Annotated in this window: 17 protein-coding genes and 1 pseudogene; 6 read left to right on the top strand and 12 right to left on the bottom strand. The window is 63.0% G+C overall.

Features of this window, described 5'->3' with window-relative positions:
• Positions 1-46: 46 nt before the first annotated feature.
• The 7 genes from hutG to hutC all read right to left on the bottom strand — a co-directional run bounded on the left by hutG (position 47) and on the right by hutC (position 8452).
• Positions 47-850, bottom strand: a complete 804-nt coding sequence (hutG, locus tag LOY37_RS01775; RefSeq protein WP_258716198.1) for an N-formylglutamate deformylase — start codon at positions 848-850, stop codon at positions 47-49.
• 10 nt (positions 851-860) lie between these two features.
• Entirely contained in the window at positions 861-2066 is a 1206-nt protein-coding gene (hutI, locus tag LOY37_RS01770) for an imidazolonepropionase (RefSeq protein ID WP_213602679.1), read from the bottom strand.
• A gap of 15 nt (positions 2067-2081) precedes the next feature.
• A complete protein-coding gene (locus tag LOY37_RS01765) occupies positions 2082-3485 on the bottom strand; it encodes an amino acid permease (RefSeq protein WP_093377005.1) in 1404 nt (467 codons plus the stop codon).
• Between the two features lie 112 nt (positions 3486-3597).
• Positions 3598-5130: a histidine ammonia-lyase gene (gene hutH, locus LOY37_RS01760; RefSeq protein ID WP_045193891.1), complete on the bottom strand. Its 1533-nt coding sequence runs from the start codon at positions 5128-5130 to the stop codon at positions 3598-3600.
• A gap of 67 nt (positions 5131-5197) precedes the next feature.
• Positions 5198-6877, bottom strand: coding sequence for a urocanate hydratase (gene hutU, locus LOY37_RS01755; RefSeq protein ID WP_045193892.1), 1680 nt, complete (start codon positions 6875-6877; stop codon positions 5198-5200).
• Between the two features lie 298 nt (positions 6878-7175).
• Complete coding sequence (locus tag LOY37_RS01750; protein WP_093377014.1) at positions 7176-7745, bottom strand: HutD family protein; 570 nt, start codon at positions 7743-7745, stop codon at positions 7176-7178.
• Positions 7742-8452, bottom strand: coding sequence for a histidine utilization repressor (hutC, locus tag LOY37_RS01745; protein WP_184959372.1), 711 nt, complete (start codon positions 8450-8452; stop codon positions 7742-7744). Before hutC ends, LOY37_RS01750 begins: the two co-directional genes overlap by 4 nt.
• A gap of 143 nt (positions 8453-8595) precedes the next feature.
• On the opposite strand from hutC, the gene LOY37_RS01740 reads away from it, so the two are divergent.
• Positions 8596-9960: a formimidoylglutamate deiminase gene (locus tag LOY37_RS01740; RefSeq protein WP_258716197.1), complete on the top strand. Its 1365-nt coding sequence runs from the start codon at positions 8596-8598 to the stop codon at positions 9958-9960.
• Positions 9961-10024: 64 nt separating this feature from the next.
• On the opposite strand, the gene LOY37_RS01735 is transcribed toward LOY37_RS01740, so the two are convergent.
• Positions 10025-10600 (bottom strand): lipocalin family protein, encoded by a 576-nt coding sequence (locus LOY37_RS01735; protein ID WP_045193896.1) that lies wholly within the window; start codon positions 10598-10600, stop codon positions 10025-10027.
• Positions 10597-10851: an outer membrane protein assembly factor BamE gene (locus tag LOY37_RS01730; RefSeq protein ID WP_010222308.1), complete on the bottom strand. Its 255-nt coding sequence runs from the start codon at positions 10849-10851 to the stop codon at positions 10597-10599. The genes LOY37_RS01735 and LOY37_RS01730 overlap by 4 nt, the downstream gene beginning before the upstream one ends.
• A 234-nt stretch (positions 10852-11085) precedes the next feature.
• Between LOY37_RS01730 and LOY37_RS27440 the strand changes: the two are divergent.
• Together LOY37_RS27440 and LOY37_RS27435 are read left to right on the top strand one after the other, a co-directional pair.
• Positions 11086-12123: pseudogene (locus tag LOY37_RS27440) on the top strand (cache domain-containing protein); the annotation flags it as partial.
• A gap of 24 nt (positions 12124-12147) precedes the next feature.
• On the top strand, positions 12148-12978 hold the full coding sequence (locus tag LOY37_RS27435; RefSeq protein WP_408980717.1) for a methyl-accepting chemotaxis protein: 831 nt from the start codon (positions 12148-12150) through the stop codon (positions 12976-12978).
• Between the two features lie 53 nt (positions 12979-13031).
• Here the strand turns inward: LOY37_RS27435 and LOY37_RS01720 are convergent, their stop codons facing one another.
• The 3 genes from LOY37_RS01720 to LOY37_RS01710 all read right to left on the bottom strand — a co-directional run bounded on the left by LOY37_RS01720 (position 13032) and on the right by LOY37_RS01710 (position 17235).
• The gene (locus tag LOY37_RS01720; protein WP_045193897.1) at positions 13032-13628 is read right to left on the bottom strand and encodes a DUF924 family protein; all 597 of its coding nucleotides are present in this window, start codon (positions 13626-13628) and stop codon (positions 13032-13034) included.
• A gap of 3 nt (positions 13629-13631) precedes the next feature.
• Positions 13632-14642: a class 1 fructose-bisphosphatase gene (locus LOY37_RS01715; protein ID WP_045193898.1), complete on the bottom strand. Its 1011-nt coding sequence runs from the start codon at positions 14640-14642 to the stop codon at positions 13632-13634.
• A 142-nt stretch (positions 14643-14784) separates the two neighbouring features.
• Positions 14785-17235: a glycogen/starch/alpha-glucan phosphorylase gene (locus tag LOY37_RS01710; RefSeq protein WP_045193899.1), complete on the bottom strand. Its 2451-nt coding sequence runs from the start codon at positions 17233-17235 to the stop codon at positions 14785-14787.
• Between the two features lie 199 nt (positions 17236-17434).
• Here LOY37_RS01710 and LOY37_RS01705 point away from each other — a divergent pair, with 199 nt between their 5' ends.
• The 3 genes from LOY37_RS01705 (at position 17435) to LOY37_RS27430 (ending at position 18632) form a co-directional block, all read left to right on the top strand.
• A complete protein-coding gene (locus tag LOY37_RS01705; RefSeq protein ID WP_230090916.1) occupies positions 17435-17845 on the top strand; it encodes a YkgJ family cysteine cluster protein in 411 nt (136 codons plus the stop codon).
• Positions 17846-17952: 107 nt separating this feature from the next.
• Entirely contained in the window at positions 17953-18204 is a 252-nt protein-coding gene (locus LOY37_RS01700; protein WP_123564854.1) for a helix-turn-helix transcriptional regulator, read from the top strand.
• On the top strand, positions 18201-18632 hold the full coding sequence (locus tag LOY37_RS27430; RefSeq protein ID WP_408980680.1) for a HipA N-terminal domain-containing protein: 432 nt from the start codon (positions 18201-18203) through the stop codon (positions 18630-18632). Before LOY37_RS01700 ends, LOY37_RS27430 begins: the two co-directional genes overlap by 4 nt.
• Positions 18633-18666 lie beyond the last annotated feature (34 nt).

Genomic DNA, 18666 nt, shown 5'->3' with positions numbered 1-18666 from the left:
GAGAACTGTGGGAACGGGCTTGCCCCGCGATGCAGGCGCCGCGCAATCAGCGTGAATAGCGCTCCTTGCCCCACGCCAGCAAGGTCTGGAGCAACTGCTTCAACACCACCTGGGTCGGCGCCGCCAGGTCCTCGCGGTACTTGAACGGCTCGACCTCTTCCATGTAGGTGCTCTGCGCCAGCTCCAGCTGCACTGCATGAATGTTGTTGGCCGGGTCGCCATAGTGGCGGGTGATATGCCCACCCTTGAAGCGGCCATTGAGCACGTGACTGTACTGCTCAAATTTTGCACAAACACCTTGCAGCCGTTCGGCCAGTTGCGGATCACAACTGGCGCCATTGAAGGTGCCGAGGTTGAAGTCCGGCAGCTTGCCGTCGAACAGGTGCGGGATGTGTGAACGAATCGAGTGGGCATCCCACAGCAAGGCATAGCCGAACTGCTCGCGCAGGCGCGCCAGCTCGCTGCGAATGGTGTCGTGGTAGGGCCGCCAGATGGCTTCCAGGTACCCCGCCCGCTCCTGCGCCGAGGGCGCCTGGCCGTCCTTGAACAACGGCTCGCCCTCAAACAGCGTGGCCGGGTACAGGCCGGTGGTGGCGCCAACGTACAGCGGCTTGTCGTCGTCCGGGCGGTTCAGGTCGATGACGAAACGCGAGTACTCGGCGGCGACCACGCTCACGCCCAGGCCTTGGGCAAACTCATATAGCTGCGGAATGTGCCAGTCGGTGTCCGGCAAGCTTTGCGCCTGCTTGACCAGGCCGTTCTGCACCGCCGGGGTCAGCTTCAAACCGGCGTGGGGCATGCTGATCAGCAGCGGCAGCGTGCCCTGGTGAAATTTCAGTACCTTGTCCATACGCCCTCTCTCAATTGGAAATTTCATCGCCCAGGCGCACCACCCGCTTGGGCAGGTCGCCGCCGAGCCAGTAGGCCAGGTCGGCCGGTCGCTCGATCTGCCAGGCGACAAAGTCGGCAACCTTGCCCACTTCCAGCGAACCGTGGCTGTCGCCCAGGCCCAAAGCGGTTGCCGCATGCAGGGTGACACCGGCCAGGGCTTCTTCCGGGGTCATGCGGAACAAGGTACAGGCCATGTTCAGCATCAGCCGCAGCGACAGCGCCGGCGAAGTGCCGGGGTTGAGGTCGCTGGCAATGGCAATTTTCACCCCATGCTTGCGCAGCGCATCCATCGGTGGCAACTGGGTTTCGCGCAGGAAGTAGAACGCACCGGGCAGCAGTACCGCTACGGTCCCGGCCGCAGCCATGGCGATGGCGTCGTCTTCGGTCATGAATTCCAGGTGATCGGCCGACAGCGCCTGGTAACGCGCCGCCAGGCTCGAGCCTGCCAGCGACGACAGTTGCTCGGCATGCAGCTTGACCGGCAGGCCCAGTTCGCGAGCCTTGATGAACACCCGCTCGACCTGGGCCGGCGAGAACGCCAGGTACTCGCAGAAGGCATCCACTGCATCCACCAAACCCTCGGCCGCCAGGGCCGGGAGCATTTCGTCGCAGATATGGCTGATGTAGTCGTCAGCCCGATCCTTGTATTCCGGTGGCAAGGCGTGGGCTGCCAGGCAGGTGCTGCGCACGGTGAGCGGCAGCTCCTCGCCAAGGCGGCGGATAACCTTGAGCAGCTTGCGCTCGCTGGCCAGGTCCAGGCCGTAGCCGGACTTGATCTCCAGGGTGGTGACGCCATCATGCATCAGCGCCTGCACGCGCTGGCGGGCACTGGCGAACAGCTCGTCTTCGCTGGCCGCGCGGGTCGCCCGCACGGTACTGGCGATGCCGCCGCCCTGGGCGGCGATCTCGGCATAGCTGACGCCTTGCAGGCGCTGCTCGAACTCGCCGCTGCGGTTGCCGCCAAACACCGCGTGGGTGTGGCAGTCGATCAACCCCGGAGTGACCCAGGCGCCGCCCAGGTCCACGGTTCTGTCAGCGACCAGGGCCGGCAGCTGCTGGCGCGGCCCGATCCATTCGATATGGCCGGCGCTGGTGACGATCGCCGCATCCTCGATGATCGAGTAAGTACCTTGCGCCATGCTTGCCACATGGCAATGCTGCCAGAGGGTTTTCATCCAGAGTCTCCTTGATCAGAGTTGAGAAGGTTCCTGCACCAGCGGCTGCTCGGCGGCAACCACCTGCGGCTTGCACCAGAGCTTGTAGGCCACCACCAGGAACAATACCCAGACCACGCCGACCAGCAGCGCGGCTTGAGTATCAGGGAAGTACCCGAGTACGCCAAAGACGAACAGCATGAAGGCAATCGCTGCCGCCGGGCCATAAGGCCAGAACGGTACCGGGAATTTCAGCTGGGCAACTTCTTCACGGCTCATGCTGCGGCGCATGGCAACCTGGGTTACCAGGATCATCAGCCACACCCAGACGGTCGCGAAGGTGGCGATCGAGGCAATCAGCAGGAACACGTTTTCCGGGATCAGGTAGTTGAGCACCACACCGCCGAGCAACGCTGCGCCCATGACCAGCACGGTCATCCATGGCACGCCATGCCGGGAGATCTTGGCAAAGCCTTTGGGCGCCTGACCTTGCTGGGCCAGGCCGTACATCATGCGCCCGGCGCCGAAAATGTCGCTGTTGATCGCCGAGACCGCGGCGGAAATCACCACGATGTTCAGCACGGTCGCCGCCGAGCCAATCCCCAGGTTACTGAAGATCTGCACGAACGGGCTGCCCTGGCTGCCGATTTGCGGCCATGGGTACAGGCACATCAACACGAACAACGTCAGCACATAGAACAGCAGGATGCGCATCGGCACGGCGTTGATTGCCTTGGGGATAACGCGCTGCGGGTCCTTGGCTTCACCGGCGGTGATGCCGATGATTTCGATACCGCCAAAGGCAAACATCACCACGGCAAACGAGGCGATCAGGCCACCAATGCCGTTGGGCATGAAGCCGCCATGCTCGAACAGGTTGCTGATGCCCACGGCGTTATCGGCAGCGGCATTGCTCAGGCCGAAGGCCATGATGCCGAAACCGGCGAGGATCATCGCGACGATGGCGCCGACCTTGAGCAGCGACAGCCAGAATTCCATCTCGCCGAACACCTTGACGTTGCACAGGTTCAGGCCGCCGATCAGGAAGACGATGCCCAGCACCCAGATCCAGCGCGCCACTTCCGGAAACCAGAAGCCCATATAGATGCCGAAGGCGGTGACGTCGGCGAGGCAGACGATGATCATTTCAAAGGCATAGGTCCAGCCGAGGATAAACCCCGACATCGGTCCCAGGTAGGTACTGGCGTAGTGGCCGAAGGAACCGGACACCGGGTTGTGCACGGCCATTTCACCCAGCGCGCGCATGACCATGAAGACCGCTGCACCACCGATCAGGTAGGCCAGCAGCACTGCAGGGCCGGCCATCTGGATGGCCGAGGCGGAGCCGTAGAACAGCCCGGTACCGATCGCCGAGCCCAGCGCCATGAAACGAATGTGTCGCGCGGTCAGCCCGCGCTTGAGTCCTTGAGCTTCTTGCATGTCACGTCCTTATTCTTGTTCTGGTCGTGAGAATGAACGGGCGCGCCAATCCCGGGGCAAGCCCGCCCCCGAAGTGGGAGCGGGCTTGCCCCGCGAAGGGCCCCGGGAGCAATTACAGGCTAGGCAGGACCTTGGCCGGCAGCAGGCCGGTCAGGCGCCCTTCGGCCAGCAGGGCGATGGCCGCCTCGATGTCCGGGGCGAAGAAGCGGTCTTTGTCGTAGTAGGCAACCTTGCTGCGCAGGGTTTGACGCGCCTGTTCCAGCTTCGGCGAGGTCTTCAGGCCTTCGCGCAGGTCCAGGCCCTGGCAGGCAGCCAGCCATTCGATGGCAAGGATACCGCGCACGTTGTCGCTCATTTCCCACAGGCGCTTGCCGGCAGCCGGGGCCATCGACACGTGGTCTTCCTGGTTGGCAGACGTTGGCAGGCTGTCGACACTGTGCGGGTGCGCCAGGGCCTTGTTCTCGCTGGCCAGGGCCGCGGCGGTAACCTGGGCGATCATGAAGCCGGAGTTAACCCCGCCATTGGCAACCAGGAACGGCGGCAGCTGGGACATGTGTTTGTCCATCATCAGCGAGATGCGGCGCTCGCTCAGCGAACCGATTTCGGCAATGGCCAGGGCCATGTTGTCGGCAGCCATGGCCACCGGCTCCGCGTGGAAGTTACCACCGGAGATCACGTCACCTTCGGCAGCGAACACCAGCGGGTTGTCGGACACGGCGTTGGCTTCGATCACCAGCACTTCGGCGGCCTGGCGGAACTGGGTCAGGCAGGCGCCCATGACCTGTGGCTGGCAACGCAGCGAGTACGGGTCCTGGACCTTGCCGCAGTTCTCGTGGGAGGCGGAAACTTCGCTGCCATCACCCAGCAGGTCGCGGTAGCACGCGGCTGCATCGATCTGGCCGCGCTGGCCACGGGCTTCGTGGATGCGCGCATCGAACGGCGAACGCGAACCGAGCACGGCTTCGACGGTCAGGCCACCGACCGACATGGCCGCGGCGAACAGGTCTTCACCTTCGAACAGGCCGCGCAGGGCAAAGGCGGTGGATGCCTGAGTGCCATTGAGCAGTGCCAGGCCTTCTTTGGCCGCCAGGGTCAGCGGCTCAAGGCCAGCAACCGCCAGGGCCTCGGTGGCCGACAGCCATTGACCGTTGTGGCGCGCCTTGCCTTCACCCAGCAGTACCAGCGACATGTGCGCCAGCGGGGCGAGGTCGCCGGACGCGCCGACCGAACCCTTGAGCGGGATGTGCGGATAGACTTCGGCGTTGATCAGCGCGATCAGGGCGTTGATCACCTTGCGGCGGATGCCGGAAAAACCACGGCTCAGGCTGTTGACCTTGAGCACCATGATCAGGCGCACCAGGGCGTCGTCGATCGGTTGGCCGACGCCGGCGGCGTGGGACAGCACCAGCGAACGCTGGAGGTTTTCCAGGTCGTGGCTGGCGATACGGGTCGAGGCCAGCAAGCCGAAACCGGTGTTGATGCCGTAGGCGGTGCGGTTCTCCGCGAGAATCTGCTCGACGCAGGCGACGCTGGCGTCGATCTGCTGGTCAGCGCTGGAATCCAGCTTGAGTTTTACCGGCTGCTGGTAGATCGCACGCAGCTGAGCCAGGGTCAGGGTGCCAGGCTTCAGGGTCAATTCAGTCACGTTAATGCTCCGTACTCGTGAGGCGTAGGCGCCTGCATAGATATCAGTATCAACCATTTAGCGCAGATCAGCGCGTGATCATCGGCAGGTTCAAGCCTTGTTCCTTGGCGCAGTCGATGGCGATCTGATAACCGGCATCGGCGTGACGCATGACACCGGTAGCCGGGTCGTTGGTCAGTACCCGGGCGATCCGCTCGGCAGCTTCGTCGGTACCGTCGCAGACGATGACCATGCCCGAGTGCTGGGAGAAGCCCATGCCTACGCCACCACCGTGGTGCAGGGATACCCAGGTCGCACCGCTGGCGGTGTTGAGCAGGGCGTTGAGCAGCGGCCAGTCGGAGACGGCGTCGGAACCATCCTGCATCGATTCGGTTTCACGGTTGGGGCTGGATACCGAGCCGGAGTCCAGGTGGTCGCGGCCGATAACGATCGGCGCCGACAACTCGCCGCGGCGGACCATTTCGTTGAACGCCAGGCCCAGCTTGGCGCGCTGGCCCAGACCAACCCAGCAGATACGCGCCGGCAGGCCCTGGAAGCTGATGCGCTCGCGGGCCATGTCCAGCCAGTTGTGCAGGTGGTCGTCGTCCGGGATCAGTTCCTTGACCTTGGCGTCGGTCTTGTAGATGTCTTCGGCATTACCCGACAGCGCCGCCCAGCGGAACGGACCGATACCACGGCAGAACAGCGGACGAATGTAGGCCGGTACGAAGCCCGGGAAGTCGAAGGCATTGGCAACGCCCTCTTCCTTGGCCATTTGACGGATGTTGTTACCGTAGTCGAAAGTCGGCACGCCCTGCTTCTGGAACTCGAGCATGGCTTGAACGTGGACAGCCATCGATTGCTTGGCGGCCTTGACCACCGCAGCCGGTTCGGTCTGCGCACGGTCGCGGTATTGCTCCCAGGTCCAGCCGGCTGGCAGGTAGCCGTTGAGCGGGTCGTGGGCGCTGGTCTGGTCGGTGACCATGTCCGGGCGCACGCCACGCTTGATCAGTTCAGGCAGGATTTCGGCGGCGTTGCCCAGCAGGGCAATGGAGATGGCCTTGCCTTCGGCGGTGTATTTGGCGATGCGCGCCAGGGCGTCGTCCAGGTCCTTGGCTTGCTCGTCGACATAACGGCTGCTCAGGCGGAAGTCGATGCGGCTCTGCTGGCATTCGATGTTCAGCGAGCAGGCGCCGGCCAGGGTCGCCGCCAGTGGCTGGGCGCCGCCCATGCCGCCCAGGCCCGCGGTCAGTACCCACTTGCCTTTGAGGCTGCCGTTGTAGTGCTGGCGGCCGGCTTCGACGAAGGTTTCGTAGGTGCCCTGGACGATGCCCTGGCTGCCGATGTAGATCCAGCTGCCGGCGGTCATCTGGCCGTACATGGCCAGGCCCTTGGCGTCCAGTTCGTTGAAGTGTTCCCAGTTGGCCCAGTGCGGTACCAGGTTGGAGTTGGCGATCAGTACGCGCGGGGCGTTGCTGTGGGTCTTGAACACGCCGACCGGCTTGCCCGACTGCACCAGCAGGGTTTCGTCGTCGTTCAGGTTGGTCAGGCTCTCGACGATCTTGTCGTAGCACTCCCAGTTACGCGCGGCACGGCCAATACCGCCATACACCACCAGCTCTTTCGGGTTCTCGGCGACTTCCGGGTCAAGGTTGTTCATCAGCATGCGCAACGGTGCTTCAGTCAGCCAGCTTTTGGCGGTCAGCTTGTTGCCGCGCGCTGCGCGGATTTCGACGTCACGGAATTTCTTGAAGTTGTTGTCAGTCACGGAAATGGCTCCTAAGCGATCGGTCCAGAGCAACCCAGGCATTGGGTGGGTCATGGCACTTATACAAACACATCTTTACTTGTATGTACAAGCATAGGCAATTGAAGTGCCAACTCCTGACCAGAGCGCTTTCCCCGGCGCCAACGCAGGTGCTAGAGCCCCGCGATGCGCGGGCTGTGGCGAATTAAAATTTTTTCCAGGAGATGAGCGGTCGAACCAAGGGGATCAGTGGCGTTGCACCACTTTGGGTCAATCGGTAACAGCCTCGGCCGCGCTGAACGGCCGAGGCGTAACACACTCAGCGCGGGCTGAGCTCGATCAGGCAGCAGCGCCCCTGAATGTTCAAGGTCTGCAGGCCCTGACTCGCCTCCAGGTGCAAGCAGTCATAGCGCCCGAGCAGCTGCACACCGCTGTCCAGTGTCACCTCGACCTGGGAAGCCACGGCAAACAGCAGCACGGTCGTGGCCGAACTGAACAGCCGCTGGCTGCCATCGAGCCACTGCAGGCGGGCGTTGTAGCGCTCGGGAGAATAGATCAGGTTGAAATCGCGAATTGCACCACCGAGCAGCGTGCAACTGACCTGGCTCTGGCCGCTGAAGGCAAAGGCGTCGAACGGCAGCAACGGCCGCGTCGGCTGGCCATCGACCTGCAGGCGCATGCCCTCGCCCTCGAGCACGGTGATGATCCGCTGATACCCGGCAAAGCTGGAAAAACCACCGGACTCGCTGATATCGGCAATCGACAGGCGCCAGCCGAAGCCGTCCAGGCCGACGCCGGCATCGCGGGCAATCTCTTCGGTGCTGCCGCCGCCGTTCTTCCATGGCATGCGGGGGTAGTCTTTGGCGCGTAATACCTGCAACTGGCTCATTTGCTGAAGCGTCCTTCCAAGCGATGACGGGATCCGGGATGAATCAGACGAGCGGCAGTCACTGGCTGACGCCCCGACCAGGTGCGGCGGCGGATCAGCAGGCACGGCTCGCCCGGTTCGATTTGCAGCAGGCGGCATTCATCCGGGTCGGCAAGAATCGCCTCGACCACGTGTTCGCCCTCGGTCAAGGGTGCGACCTGGGACAGGTAGGCGTAGGGCGTTTGCCGGGTGAAGTCCTGCTGGAGGTATTCGGGCGCTACCGCAGCATTAACGAAGCGGTCTTCGATCTGCACGGCGACGCCGTTCTCGTAATGCACGATCAGCGAGTGGAACACCCGCTGGCCTTCACGCATGTCCAGGGCCAGGGCGCGCTCGGAACCGGCGGCCTCTTCGGCGAGGATGATCACCTGGCAGCTGTGCTCGTGGCCACGGGCGGCGATCTCGTCGGCAATGTTGTTGACCTCGAACAGCGCCGAACGGCTCTTGGGCTCGGCCACAAAGGTGCCGACGCCCTGCATGCGCACCAGCAAGCCTTCGGCAGTGAGCTCGCGCAAGGCGCGGTTGATGGTCATGCGGCTGAAGCCCAACTGGTTGACCAGTTCGCTCTCGGACGGCACCCGGTGATGCGGCGGCCAGCTGCCATTCTGGATCTGCTGGGCGATCATCTGTTTGACCCGGGCGTACAGCGGCGCCGGACCCTCGCCCATCTGGGCAACCAGCGCGGAGACAGGAGGTGTCGGCACGGAAGATATCCTTGTTCGGTTGAATGAACGGTAGCTTGCCGGAGTTTACCCAGCAGGCAAACGTCTGTATATGTATATACAAATAATCACAATGAGGTGCCGTGCCGATGTCCGTCTTCTTTGCCGAACGTGCTTTGCTGCCTACAGGCTGGGCCGAAAACGTCCGAATCGAGGTCGGCGCCGACGGCCTGCTGACCCGCATCGAGGCCAACGCCTCGGCCGAAGGCGCCGAGCACCTGGCCGGCCCGCTGCTGCCGGGCATGCCCAACCTGCACTCGCACGCCTTCCAGCGCGCCATGGCCGGGCTTGCGGAAGTGGCCGGCAACCCCAATGACAGCTTCTGGACCTGGCGCGAGCTGATGTATCGCCTGGTCGGCAAGATCAGCCCTGAGCAGCTGCAGGTCATTGCCCGCCAGCTGTACATCGAGATGCTCAAGGCCGGCTACACCTCGGTCGCCGAATTCCACTACGTTCACCACGACACCCAGGGCCAGGCCTACGCCGACCCCGCGGAGCTGTCGCTGCGCATCAGCGCTGCGGCGCGCGCCAGCGGCATCGGCCTGACCCTGTTGCCGGTGCTGTACAGCCACTCCGGCTTTGGCGGGCAAGCACCGAACGAAGGCCAGCGGCGCTTTATCAACAGCACCGAACAGTACCTGAACCTGCAGGCGCGTCTGGCGCCGCTGCTCGTCGAACAGCCGGCGCAGGCCTTGGGCCTGTGTTTCCATTCGTTGCGCGCGGTGACTCCGGAGCAGATCGCCGAGGTCATGGCTGCCAGCGACAAGGCCTGTCCGGTGCACATCCATATCGCCGAGCAACAGAAAGAAGTCGACGACTGCCTGGCCTGGAGCGGGCGCCGGCCGTTGCAGTGGCTCTACGAGAACACCGAGGTGGATCAGCGCTGGTGCCTGGTGCATGCCACCCATGCCGAGCCCGACGAAGTCGAGTTGATGGCCCGCAGCGGCGCGATCGCCGGCTTGTGCCTGACCACCGAGGCGAACCTGGGCGACGGCATCTTCCCGGCCGTGGATTACCTGGCCCGCGGCGGGCGCCTGGGGATTGGTTCGGACAGCCATGTGTCATTGAGCGTGGTAGAGGAATTGCGCTGGCTGGAATATGGCCAGCGTTTGCGTGACCAGCGCCGTAACCGCCTGTACCGCGGCGATCAGCCAATGGTCGGGCGCACCCTGTACGACGCCGCCCTGAGTGGCGGCGCCCAGGCCATGGGCCAGCCGATTGGCGAACTGGCGGTGGGCAAGCGCGCGGACTGGCTGGTGCTCGATGGCAACGACCCGTACCTGGCGACAGCCAGTGAAGACGGCATTCTCAACCGCTGGCTGTTTGCCGGCGGTGACCGTCAGGTGCGCGATGTGATGGTCAACGGCCAGTGGGTCGTGCGCCAGGGTCGCCATGCCCAGGAAGAAGACAGCGCACGGGAATTTGCCGGGGTGCTGCGCAGCCTGTTGGGCTGATTACGCCATCGCGGGGCAAGCCCGCTCCTACACTGACGGAGTTGGCTTGCCAGCGATTTGGGTATCAAGGCTTGTGCGCCGCCATGTCCTTGTCCGTCACCCGCCAGATCAGCCGCTGGGTGTCGTAGCCCTGCTGGCGCGCCTTGGCCAGCAGGCTTTCGCGCTGCAACGCCGGAATGGTCGGGGTGCGCGAAAGTATCCACAGGTACTTGCGATCCGGATTGCCGACCAGCGCAGTCTGGTACTTGTCGTCGACGTAAAGGATCCAGTAGTTGCCCTTGGCGACCCCAGGCAGCAAGGTCGAGAACCAGTTGTCGAACTCCACCCAGAGCTTGTCGGTCTTGCCTGGCACCTGCGCAGTGGCCGTGCCGCTGGCCTCCTGCCATTCACCTTGCAGGGTCTGGCAGCGGTTGAGCACCCCGACATTACCGTCCGGCTTGAGGTTGTAATGAGCCTCGGACTGGGCGCAGTCGCGCTGGAAGAACATCGGCAGCCGCGCCAGTTCATACCACTTGCCCTGGTAGCGCTTGAGGTCGACGCTGCCGGCAGTCTTGGGCTCCAGCGAGCCTGCGCCGGTGCTGGCACAGCCGCCGAGGATCAACCCGGCGCACAGCGCCAGCAGCAGATGCAACCGCTTCATTTGAGGCCCTGCCCGGAATACATCAGCACTTTGTCACCGGCGTACTGGACACTGATAAAGGTCTTCTCGTCGCCCCAGGTGCAGCTGGACATGCCCAGGGCGCCCGAGCAATCGGTCGGCGCGCCGAGCAGTTTTTCGACCTCGGCCTTGGCCATCCCGGACTTGAGCTGTGAATAGTTTTCCTGGTTGATCTTGTTGCACGCAGTGAGGAACACGCACAAGGACAGCAGGGCGAGGGAACGCAACGACATGAAGGGTCACTCCTGGACATGAGGGTGCAGGCGCGGTGGCCTACCGACAGCTTAGAAGGGAAAAAGCTCATCCGGTTCCCGAGCGCCCAGGTTTTGTTGGCGTCAAAGCCCCGCCATTGGTCGACTGGTGAGTTCTGCGATTAATCTTTTGCCCATAACGGACGACACAGGAAGGCGCTGCGACCGATTGCCGCGCCCCACCCGTTGACCCGCCTTGTGCAGACAGACCTCGCAATGACAAAAAACCTGAAGTTCAGCCACAAGATTCTGCTCGCCGCCGCCCTGGTGGTCGCTGTCGCCTTCACCTGTTTCATCCTGTTCAACGATTACCGCCAGCGCCAGACCCTGCGCAGCAACACCGAAGCCTCGATGCAGGAGCTCGGCAGCCTGACCAGCAGCAATATCCAGACCTGGCTGCAAAGCCGCATGCAGCTGCTGCAGTCGCTGTCCCAGCAAGTCGCCATCGATGGCGCCAGCAAGGACAGCCTGACCCGCAGCCTGAGCTTGCCGGTGTACGGCAGCAATTTTTTGCTGACCTACTTCGGTGGCCAGGACGGCTACATGCAGTCGGTGCCGCTGGGCAATCGCGCCGCCGACTACGACCCGCGGGTGCGCGGCTGGTACAAGGCCGCCACCAGCGCCGGCCAGACCATCATTACCGAGCCGTACATTTCCGCTTCGGCCAACAAGCTGGTGATCACCCTGGCCACCCCGGTGCAGCACCAGGGCCGGCTGATCGGCGTCAACGGCGTCGACACCGACCTGGACAGCATCAGCGCGATCATCAATGCGCTGAACTTCGACGGCCACGGCCAGGCCTTCATCGTCAACGGCGCGGGCAAGATCCTCGTCCACCCGAAAGCCGACCTGGTGCTGAAGAACCTCAGCGACGCCTACCCGCAAGCCCCCCCGCAGGTCGGTAGCGGCCTGAAAGAAGCCGAGCTCAACGGCCACAAGCAGTTCATCACCTTCACCAAGGTCAACGGCGTGGCGTCGGCGGACTGGTACGTGGCGCTGGAGCTCGACCAGGATTTCGCCTTTGCCATGCTCAGCGAACTGCGCACCTCTGCAGTGGTGGCCACGGTGATCGCCGTGCTGATCATCATCGCCCTGCTCGGCGTGCTGATTCGCGTGCTGATGGAGCCGTTGCACGTGATGGGCCGGGCCATGCACGACATCGCCGAAGGCGAAGGCGACCTGACCCGGCGCCTGCGCATTCATGGCCAGGACGAATTCGGCAGCCTCGGCCAATCGTTCAACCGCTTTGTAGAACGTATTCACGAGTCGATCCGCGAAGTGGCCTCGGCCACCGGCCAGGTCAACGAAGTGGCGCTGCGCGTGATCAGTGCCTCGAACGCCTCGATCCACAATGCCGACCAGCAGTCGAGCCGCACCAGCAGCGTCGCTGCGGCGATCAACCAGCTTGGCGCCGCCGCCCAGGAAATCGCCCAGAACGCCGCCCTCGCCTCGCAGCACTCCAGCGACGCGCGCAACCTGGCGGCGCAGGGCCAGCAGGTGGTCGAGCAGACCATCGAAGTGATGAACCAACTGTCGGCGAAAATCAGCGACTCGTGCGGCAACATCGAGACGCTCAATGCCAACACGGTGAACATCGGCCAGATTCTCGAGGTGATCAGCGGCATTTCCCAGCAGACCAACCTGCTGGCGCTCAACGCCGCCATCGAAGCAGCCCGTGCCGGCGAGGCCGGACGCGGCTTTGCCGTGGTGGCCGACGAGGTCCGCAACCTCGCCCACCGCACCCAGGATTCGGCGCAGCAGGTTCAGCGCATCATCGAAGAGCTGCAGGCCGGCGCCCAGGTGGCGGTCAGCACCATGACCGAAAGCCAGAGCCACAGCCAGCACAGCGTCGGCATCGCCAACCAGGCCGGCGAGCGGCTGGGCAGCGTAACCTTGCGTATCGGCGAGATCGACGGAATGAACCAGTCGGTAGCCACCGCCACCGAAGAGCAGACGGCCGTGGTCGAGTCGATCAATGTCGATATCACCGAAATCAATACGCTGAATCAGGAAGGGGTAGAGAACCTGCAGGCAACCTTGCGCGCCTGCAATGACCTGGAGAATCAGGCCAATCGTTTGAAGCAATTGGTGGGGAGTTTCAGGATCTGATGTGAAGCTGATCGCGGGGCGACGACTCGACTTGCCCCGCGATTGAGCTCAACTCAAAACCTTGAGCCCGGCTCCAGCAGAAAATCCATCTCTTCGTCGGTGCTCGGCCGATTCAGCAACAGATTGCGATGCGGGAAGCGGCCAAAGCGGGCAATCACCCGCTGGTGCTGCTCGGCGTAGTCAAGGAACCCTTCGAACAAGCGCCGATCGGCATCCGGCTGGGCATCGAGCAGCAACTGGTAACGCTCGACGCTGATGTTCTGCCAGTCCAGTACCTCGGCATGCTCCAGCACCAACAGGATGAACACCCGCTGGATCGGCAGCAACTGGTAATCCCAGGCCTTGTCCAGCCCCTGCATCACCAGCACCTGGGCACGTCGGTCGCCATCGAAGGCGCGCGGCGTGTCGCGGTGGATCATGCGCGGCAACTGGTCGAGCAGCAACACCAGGCCAAGCCAGCCCTGCGGGCTTTGCAGCCACTCATCGAGGCCGCCGGCCAGCGCTTGCTCGACCAGCTCGCCGAAGCGCTCACGCGCTTCGTCGTCGTGGTGCTTGCCGAACCACAAGGTGCTCTTCTCGTCAGCCACATCCTGGGGGCTGGTGCCCCAGCCAAACCACCACTCCAGCAAAGGCTGCCAAGGTGCGAGCATGATTTACTCCTTGTGATAACCGGTAACGCGCTCGACTTCCTGCTTGGAGCCGAGGAACACTGCCACGCGCTGGTGCAGGCTCTCTGGCTGGATGTCGAGGATGCGCTGGCGACCGTCGGTGGAAGCACCGCCGGCCTGCTCGATGATGAAGGACATCGGGTTGGCTTCGTACATCAGACGCAGCTTGCCCGGCTTGGACGGTTCGCGGGCATCGCGCGGGTACATGAACAGGCCGCCACGGGTCAGGATGCGGTGCACATCGGCAACCATCGAGGCGATCCAGCGCATGTTGTAGTTCTTTTTCAGCGGACCGGTTTCACCGGCCAGCAGCTCGCCCACGTAGCGGGTCACCGGCTCTTCCCAGTGGCGCTGGTTGGACATGTTGATAGCGAATTCGGCGGTGGTTTCCGGCACCTGGATGTTCTCGTGGGTCAGTACGAAACTGCCCAGTTCGCGGTCCAGGGTGAAGCCCTTGACGCCGTTGCCCAGGGTCAGGATCAGCATGGTTTGCGGGCCGTAGATCGCGTAACCGGCGGCAACCTGCTTGGTGCCTGGCTGCAGGAAGGCCTGCTCGTTGAGGCTCTCGTTCTGGCTCAGGTATTCGTTCGGGCAGCGCAGTACCGAGAAGATGGTACCGACCGAGACGTTGACGTCGATGTTCGACGAACCGTCCAGCGGGTCGAAGACCAGCAGGTAGGCGCCTTTCGGGTATTTGCCCGGGATCTGGTAGGCGTTGTCCATCTCTTCGGAAGCCATGCCGGCCAGGTGACCGCCCCACTCGTTGGCTTCGAGGAGGATGTCGTTGGAGATCACGTCGAGTTTCTTCTGGACTTCGCCCTGCACGTTCTCGGTGCCCATGCTGCCCAGGACACCGCCCAGCGCGCCTTTGGAGACGTTGTGGCTGATTTCCTTGCACGCACGCGCCACCACTTCGATCAGGAAGCGCAGATCGGCAGGGGTACTGTTGCTGCGGGTCTGCTCAATCAAATAGCGACTCAGGGTAACGCGGGACATGTAAGGCTCCGAAGGAAGGGGGTAATAAAAACCCACGCAGTTTACAGGGAGAGTGAAGCGCTAGCGAGCAATCAGACACGCTTGGCCGATCAGACGGCACATCGGCCCGAGAGTTCAGCGCTCCCGGGCCGGCCTTTGCAGCTTAGTCAAGGGCTTTCCAGATATCGGTTGCGTACTCGCGGATGGTCCGGTCCGAAGAGAACCAGCCCATGCGCGCGCTGTTGAGCACTGCCATGCGCCACCACTGCCTGGGCTCGCGCCAGAGCGCTTCGACGCGCAATTGCGCTTCCCAGTAGGCATCGAAATCGGCGCACACCAGGAAGCGGTCATAAGCCACCAGCGAGTCGACCAAACCGACATAGCGGGCCGGGTCATCCGGTGAAAACACCCCGCCACGAATGGCCTGGAGCACGTCGTTGAGCCGATGGGAGGCACCGATCGCGGCACTGGCGCCAAAGTCGCCGCTGCGCTTGCGCGCCTCCACCTGCTGGGAGGTCAGGCCGAAGATGAACATGTTCTCGGCACCGACCTGCTCGCACATTTCGACATTGGCGCCATCCAGGGTGCCGATGGTCAGCGCGCCATTGAGGCCGAATTTCATGTTGCTGGTGCCCGACGCCTCGTAGCCGGCGGTGGAAATCTGCTCGGACAGATCGGCCGCCGGAATGATGCTCTCGGCCAGGCTGACGTTGTAGTTGGGCAAAAACACCACCTTGAGCAAGCCGCGCACGGTCGGGTCGTTGTTGACCACCTTGGCGATGTCGTTGCTCAGTTTGATGATCAGCTTGGCCTGGTGATAGCTGGCGGCGGCCTTGCCGGCGAAGATCTTCACCCGCGGCGCCCAGCCGCTGCCAGGTTCGGCGCGGATGGCCTGGTACAGGGCCACGGTGTGCAGCAGGTTGAGCAACTGGCGTTTGTACTCATGGATGCGCTTGACCTGCACATCGAACATCGCCTCGGGGTTGAGGGTAATGCCCAGGCGCTCCTGGACCAGGCTGGCCAGGGCCTTTTTGCTGTGCAGGCGCTGGGCGGCGAACTGCTTGCAGAACGACGCCTTGTCGGCAAACGGCTCAAGGTCGCGCAGGCGCCCCTGCGGGTCATCGAGCAGGTCGGCGCCGAGGGCCTCGACCAGCATGCCGGTCAGTTGCGGGTTGGCCTGGAACAGCCAACGACGGAAGGTGATGCCGTTGGTCTTGTTGTTGATTCGCTCGGGGTAGAGCTTGTGCAGTTCGGCGAACACCGTGCTGCGCATCAGCTTTGTGTGCAGCGCCGACACACCGTTGACGCTGTGCGAACCGAGGAACGCCAGGTTGCCCATGCGCACCCGGCGGCCGTTGTCTTCCTCGATCAGCGACACCGCGCGCAGCACGTCGAAGTCGTGGATGCCCTTGGCGCGCAAGGCGTCGATATGAAAGGCATTGATCAGGTAGATGATCTGCATGTGCCGCGGCAGCATGCGCTCCATCAAACCCACCGGCCAGGTTTCCAGGGCTTCGGGCAGCAAAGTATGGTTGGTGTAGGCCAGGGTCTCGACGGTCAGCTGCCAGGCGGTGTCCCAGGGCACTTCGTGCTGGTCGACCAGCAGGCGCATCAGCTCGGCGACCGCGATCGAGGGGTGGGTGTCGTTGAGCTGGATCGCCGCCTGCTGCGGCAGGTTGAGCAGGCTGTCATGCATGTTCAGGTGCCGGCGCAGCAGGTCCTGCAGCGAGGCGGAAACAAAGAAGTACTCCTGCCGCAGGCGCAGCTCCTGGCCGGCCTCGGTACTGTCGGCCGGGTACAGCACCCGCGAGATACTTTCGGCGCGCGCCACTTCGGCGACAGCGCCAAGGTGATCGCCGGCATTGAAGCGCTCCAGGTGTAGTTCTTCCAATGCCCGCGCCCGCCACAGGCGCAAGGTGTTGACGCTGGCACCGCGCCAGCCGACCACCGGCGTGTCATAGGCCACCGCACGCACCGTCTCGGCCGGCCACCACACCTGGCGCTGCTGGCCACTGGCATCGTGCACGGTCTCGACACTGCCACCAAAGCTGATCGGGTAGATCACCTCGGCCCGCTCGAACTCCCAGGGGTTGCCGAAATCCAGCCAGTTCTCGGTCTGCTCCTGCTGCCAGCCATCCACTACCGCCTGGCGGAACAGGCCGTGCTCGTAACGAATGCCGTAACCGTGGGCGGCGATGCCAAGGGTCGACATGCTCTCCATGAAACACGCCGCCAGACGCCCCAGGCCGCCGTTACCCAGCGCCGCATCGGGCTCCAGCAGGCGAATGCGCTCAAGGTCGACGTTAAGCCCGTCCAGCGCTTCACGGGCAACATCGAGCAGGCCGAGATTGCTCAGGCTGTCGTACAGCAGACGGCCGATCAGGAACTCCAGCGACAGGTAATACACCCGCTTCTGGCTCTTGCGGTAGATCTGCCGGGTATGGTCCATCCAGTGGTCGACCATGTGATCGCGGGCAGCCAGGGCAATGGCTTCGAACCAGTCGTGATCGAAGGCATGCTCCGGGTCCTTACCGACCGCGTAGGTCAATTTATCCAGCACAGCGGTGCGAAAAGCGGCCACCTCTGCGTCACGAGCGAGTGGTTCCTGAGACATGCGACGTCCTCGGGCAAGTTGACGAATGCGGATGGAGATTTCTCAGCCTAGACCGTTCGACACAGAGGGGAAGCTCTGGTTCGCGACTTTCTTGCGGCCAGCGGCAAACAAACCCGGAATAAAGCGGCAAATGGTTGTTCACAATTTGATCAACTCCGGTATCATCGCGCGCCCACAAGACTCTTCTAGCCTGAGCCCGATGAAACCGACCCTGATTGCCGCCGCCGAAGTCGACCGACTGGAAACCTGGCAGAAGTACCAAAGCCATATGTGCGGAGGCTGCAACTCGACCTGCTGCACCTTACCGACGGAAGTGAAAATCAAAGACCTGATCCGCATGGGCGTGGTGGATGAGTTCGAGGTGGGCGAGCCGCCGAAGAACATTGCCAAGCGCTTGCAGAAGGACGGGATCATCCAGCGCTTCAACCAGAAGTCGGGGATTTTCACCCTGGCGCAGATGAGCAACGACGATTGCCTGTACCTGGACCGTAAAAGTCGCATGTGCACCATTTACGACAAGCGCCCGGACACCTGCCGCAACCATCCACGGATCGGCCCGCGGCCGGGGTATTGCGCATATATCCCCAAGCCTGCGGTGCGCTCGCGCTAAGCGACGACCACTGATCGGAACGCCCGACCGAAGCGAGCTGGGCGTTTGACGATGACACCATGTTATGTTTACCTGACATTAACCAGCTAATGTTATGGATACGTAACATGCAGACCACGCTAATTTCCCAGCGCATCGGGCACAGCATCGAGCAGATGAGAAAACGCCGCGGCCTGACCAAAGTGCAACTGGCGGAACGTATCGGCATCACTCGGCAGAAGCTCAGTGAGATCGAGCAGGGCTCAAGCACCGTCGCTATCTCGTTTTACAGCAGAGCATTGAATGCCCTCGGCTGCGACGTCGAGGTCGTGGCAAAGTCCCTGCCGACCCTGGATGAGCTTGAGGACGTGTTCCGGTGAGCGCGGCAGACGAGCTGCTGGTGTCAACGCCTCAAGGCGTCAGCGGCAAGATTTACCAGCAGCCAAACGGCGACTACGTCTTTCGCTATAGCGACTCATCCTCGGCCTCGATTGCGGTGAGCATGACCATGCCCCCTCGCCGCGACGACTTCGTATCCAGGGACCTTCATCCGATTTTCCAGATGAACCTGCCCGAAGGCTATGTACTGGAGCAACTGCGCAATCGCCTGGCCAAGGTAGCAACCGTCAAGGCTATTCTCGACTTCGCCAAACGCTGCCATGTCAGTGACCCCAAAAGCCGCATCCAGGCAATCCTGCAAGCCGTCGAAGGCACACTGCTGCATCATCAGGAGCTGACGGAACAAGCACCGGACATAGCTGCTGCCATCCGCGCCAGCGCCGCGCCGTTCGAACAGTCCTTCGGCTGATTCACACTTTCCGCGCACAAAAAAACGCCCCCGG

It is taken from the genome of Pseudomonas sp. B21-012 (genome assembly GCF_024749305.1).
Taxonomy (GTDB): domain Bacteria; phylum Pseudomonadota; class Gammaproteobacteria; order Pseudomonadales; family Pseudomonadaceae; genus Aquipseudomonas.
Note: the sequence above shows the minus strand (reverse complement) of the source record. Positions and strands in the feature narration are given on the sequence as shown.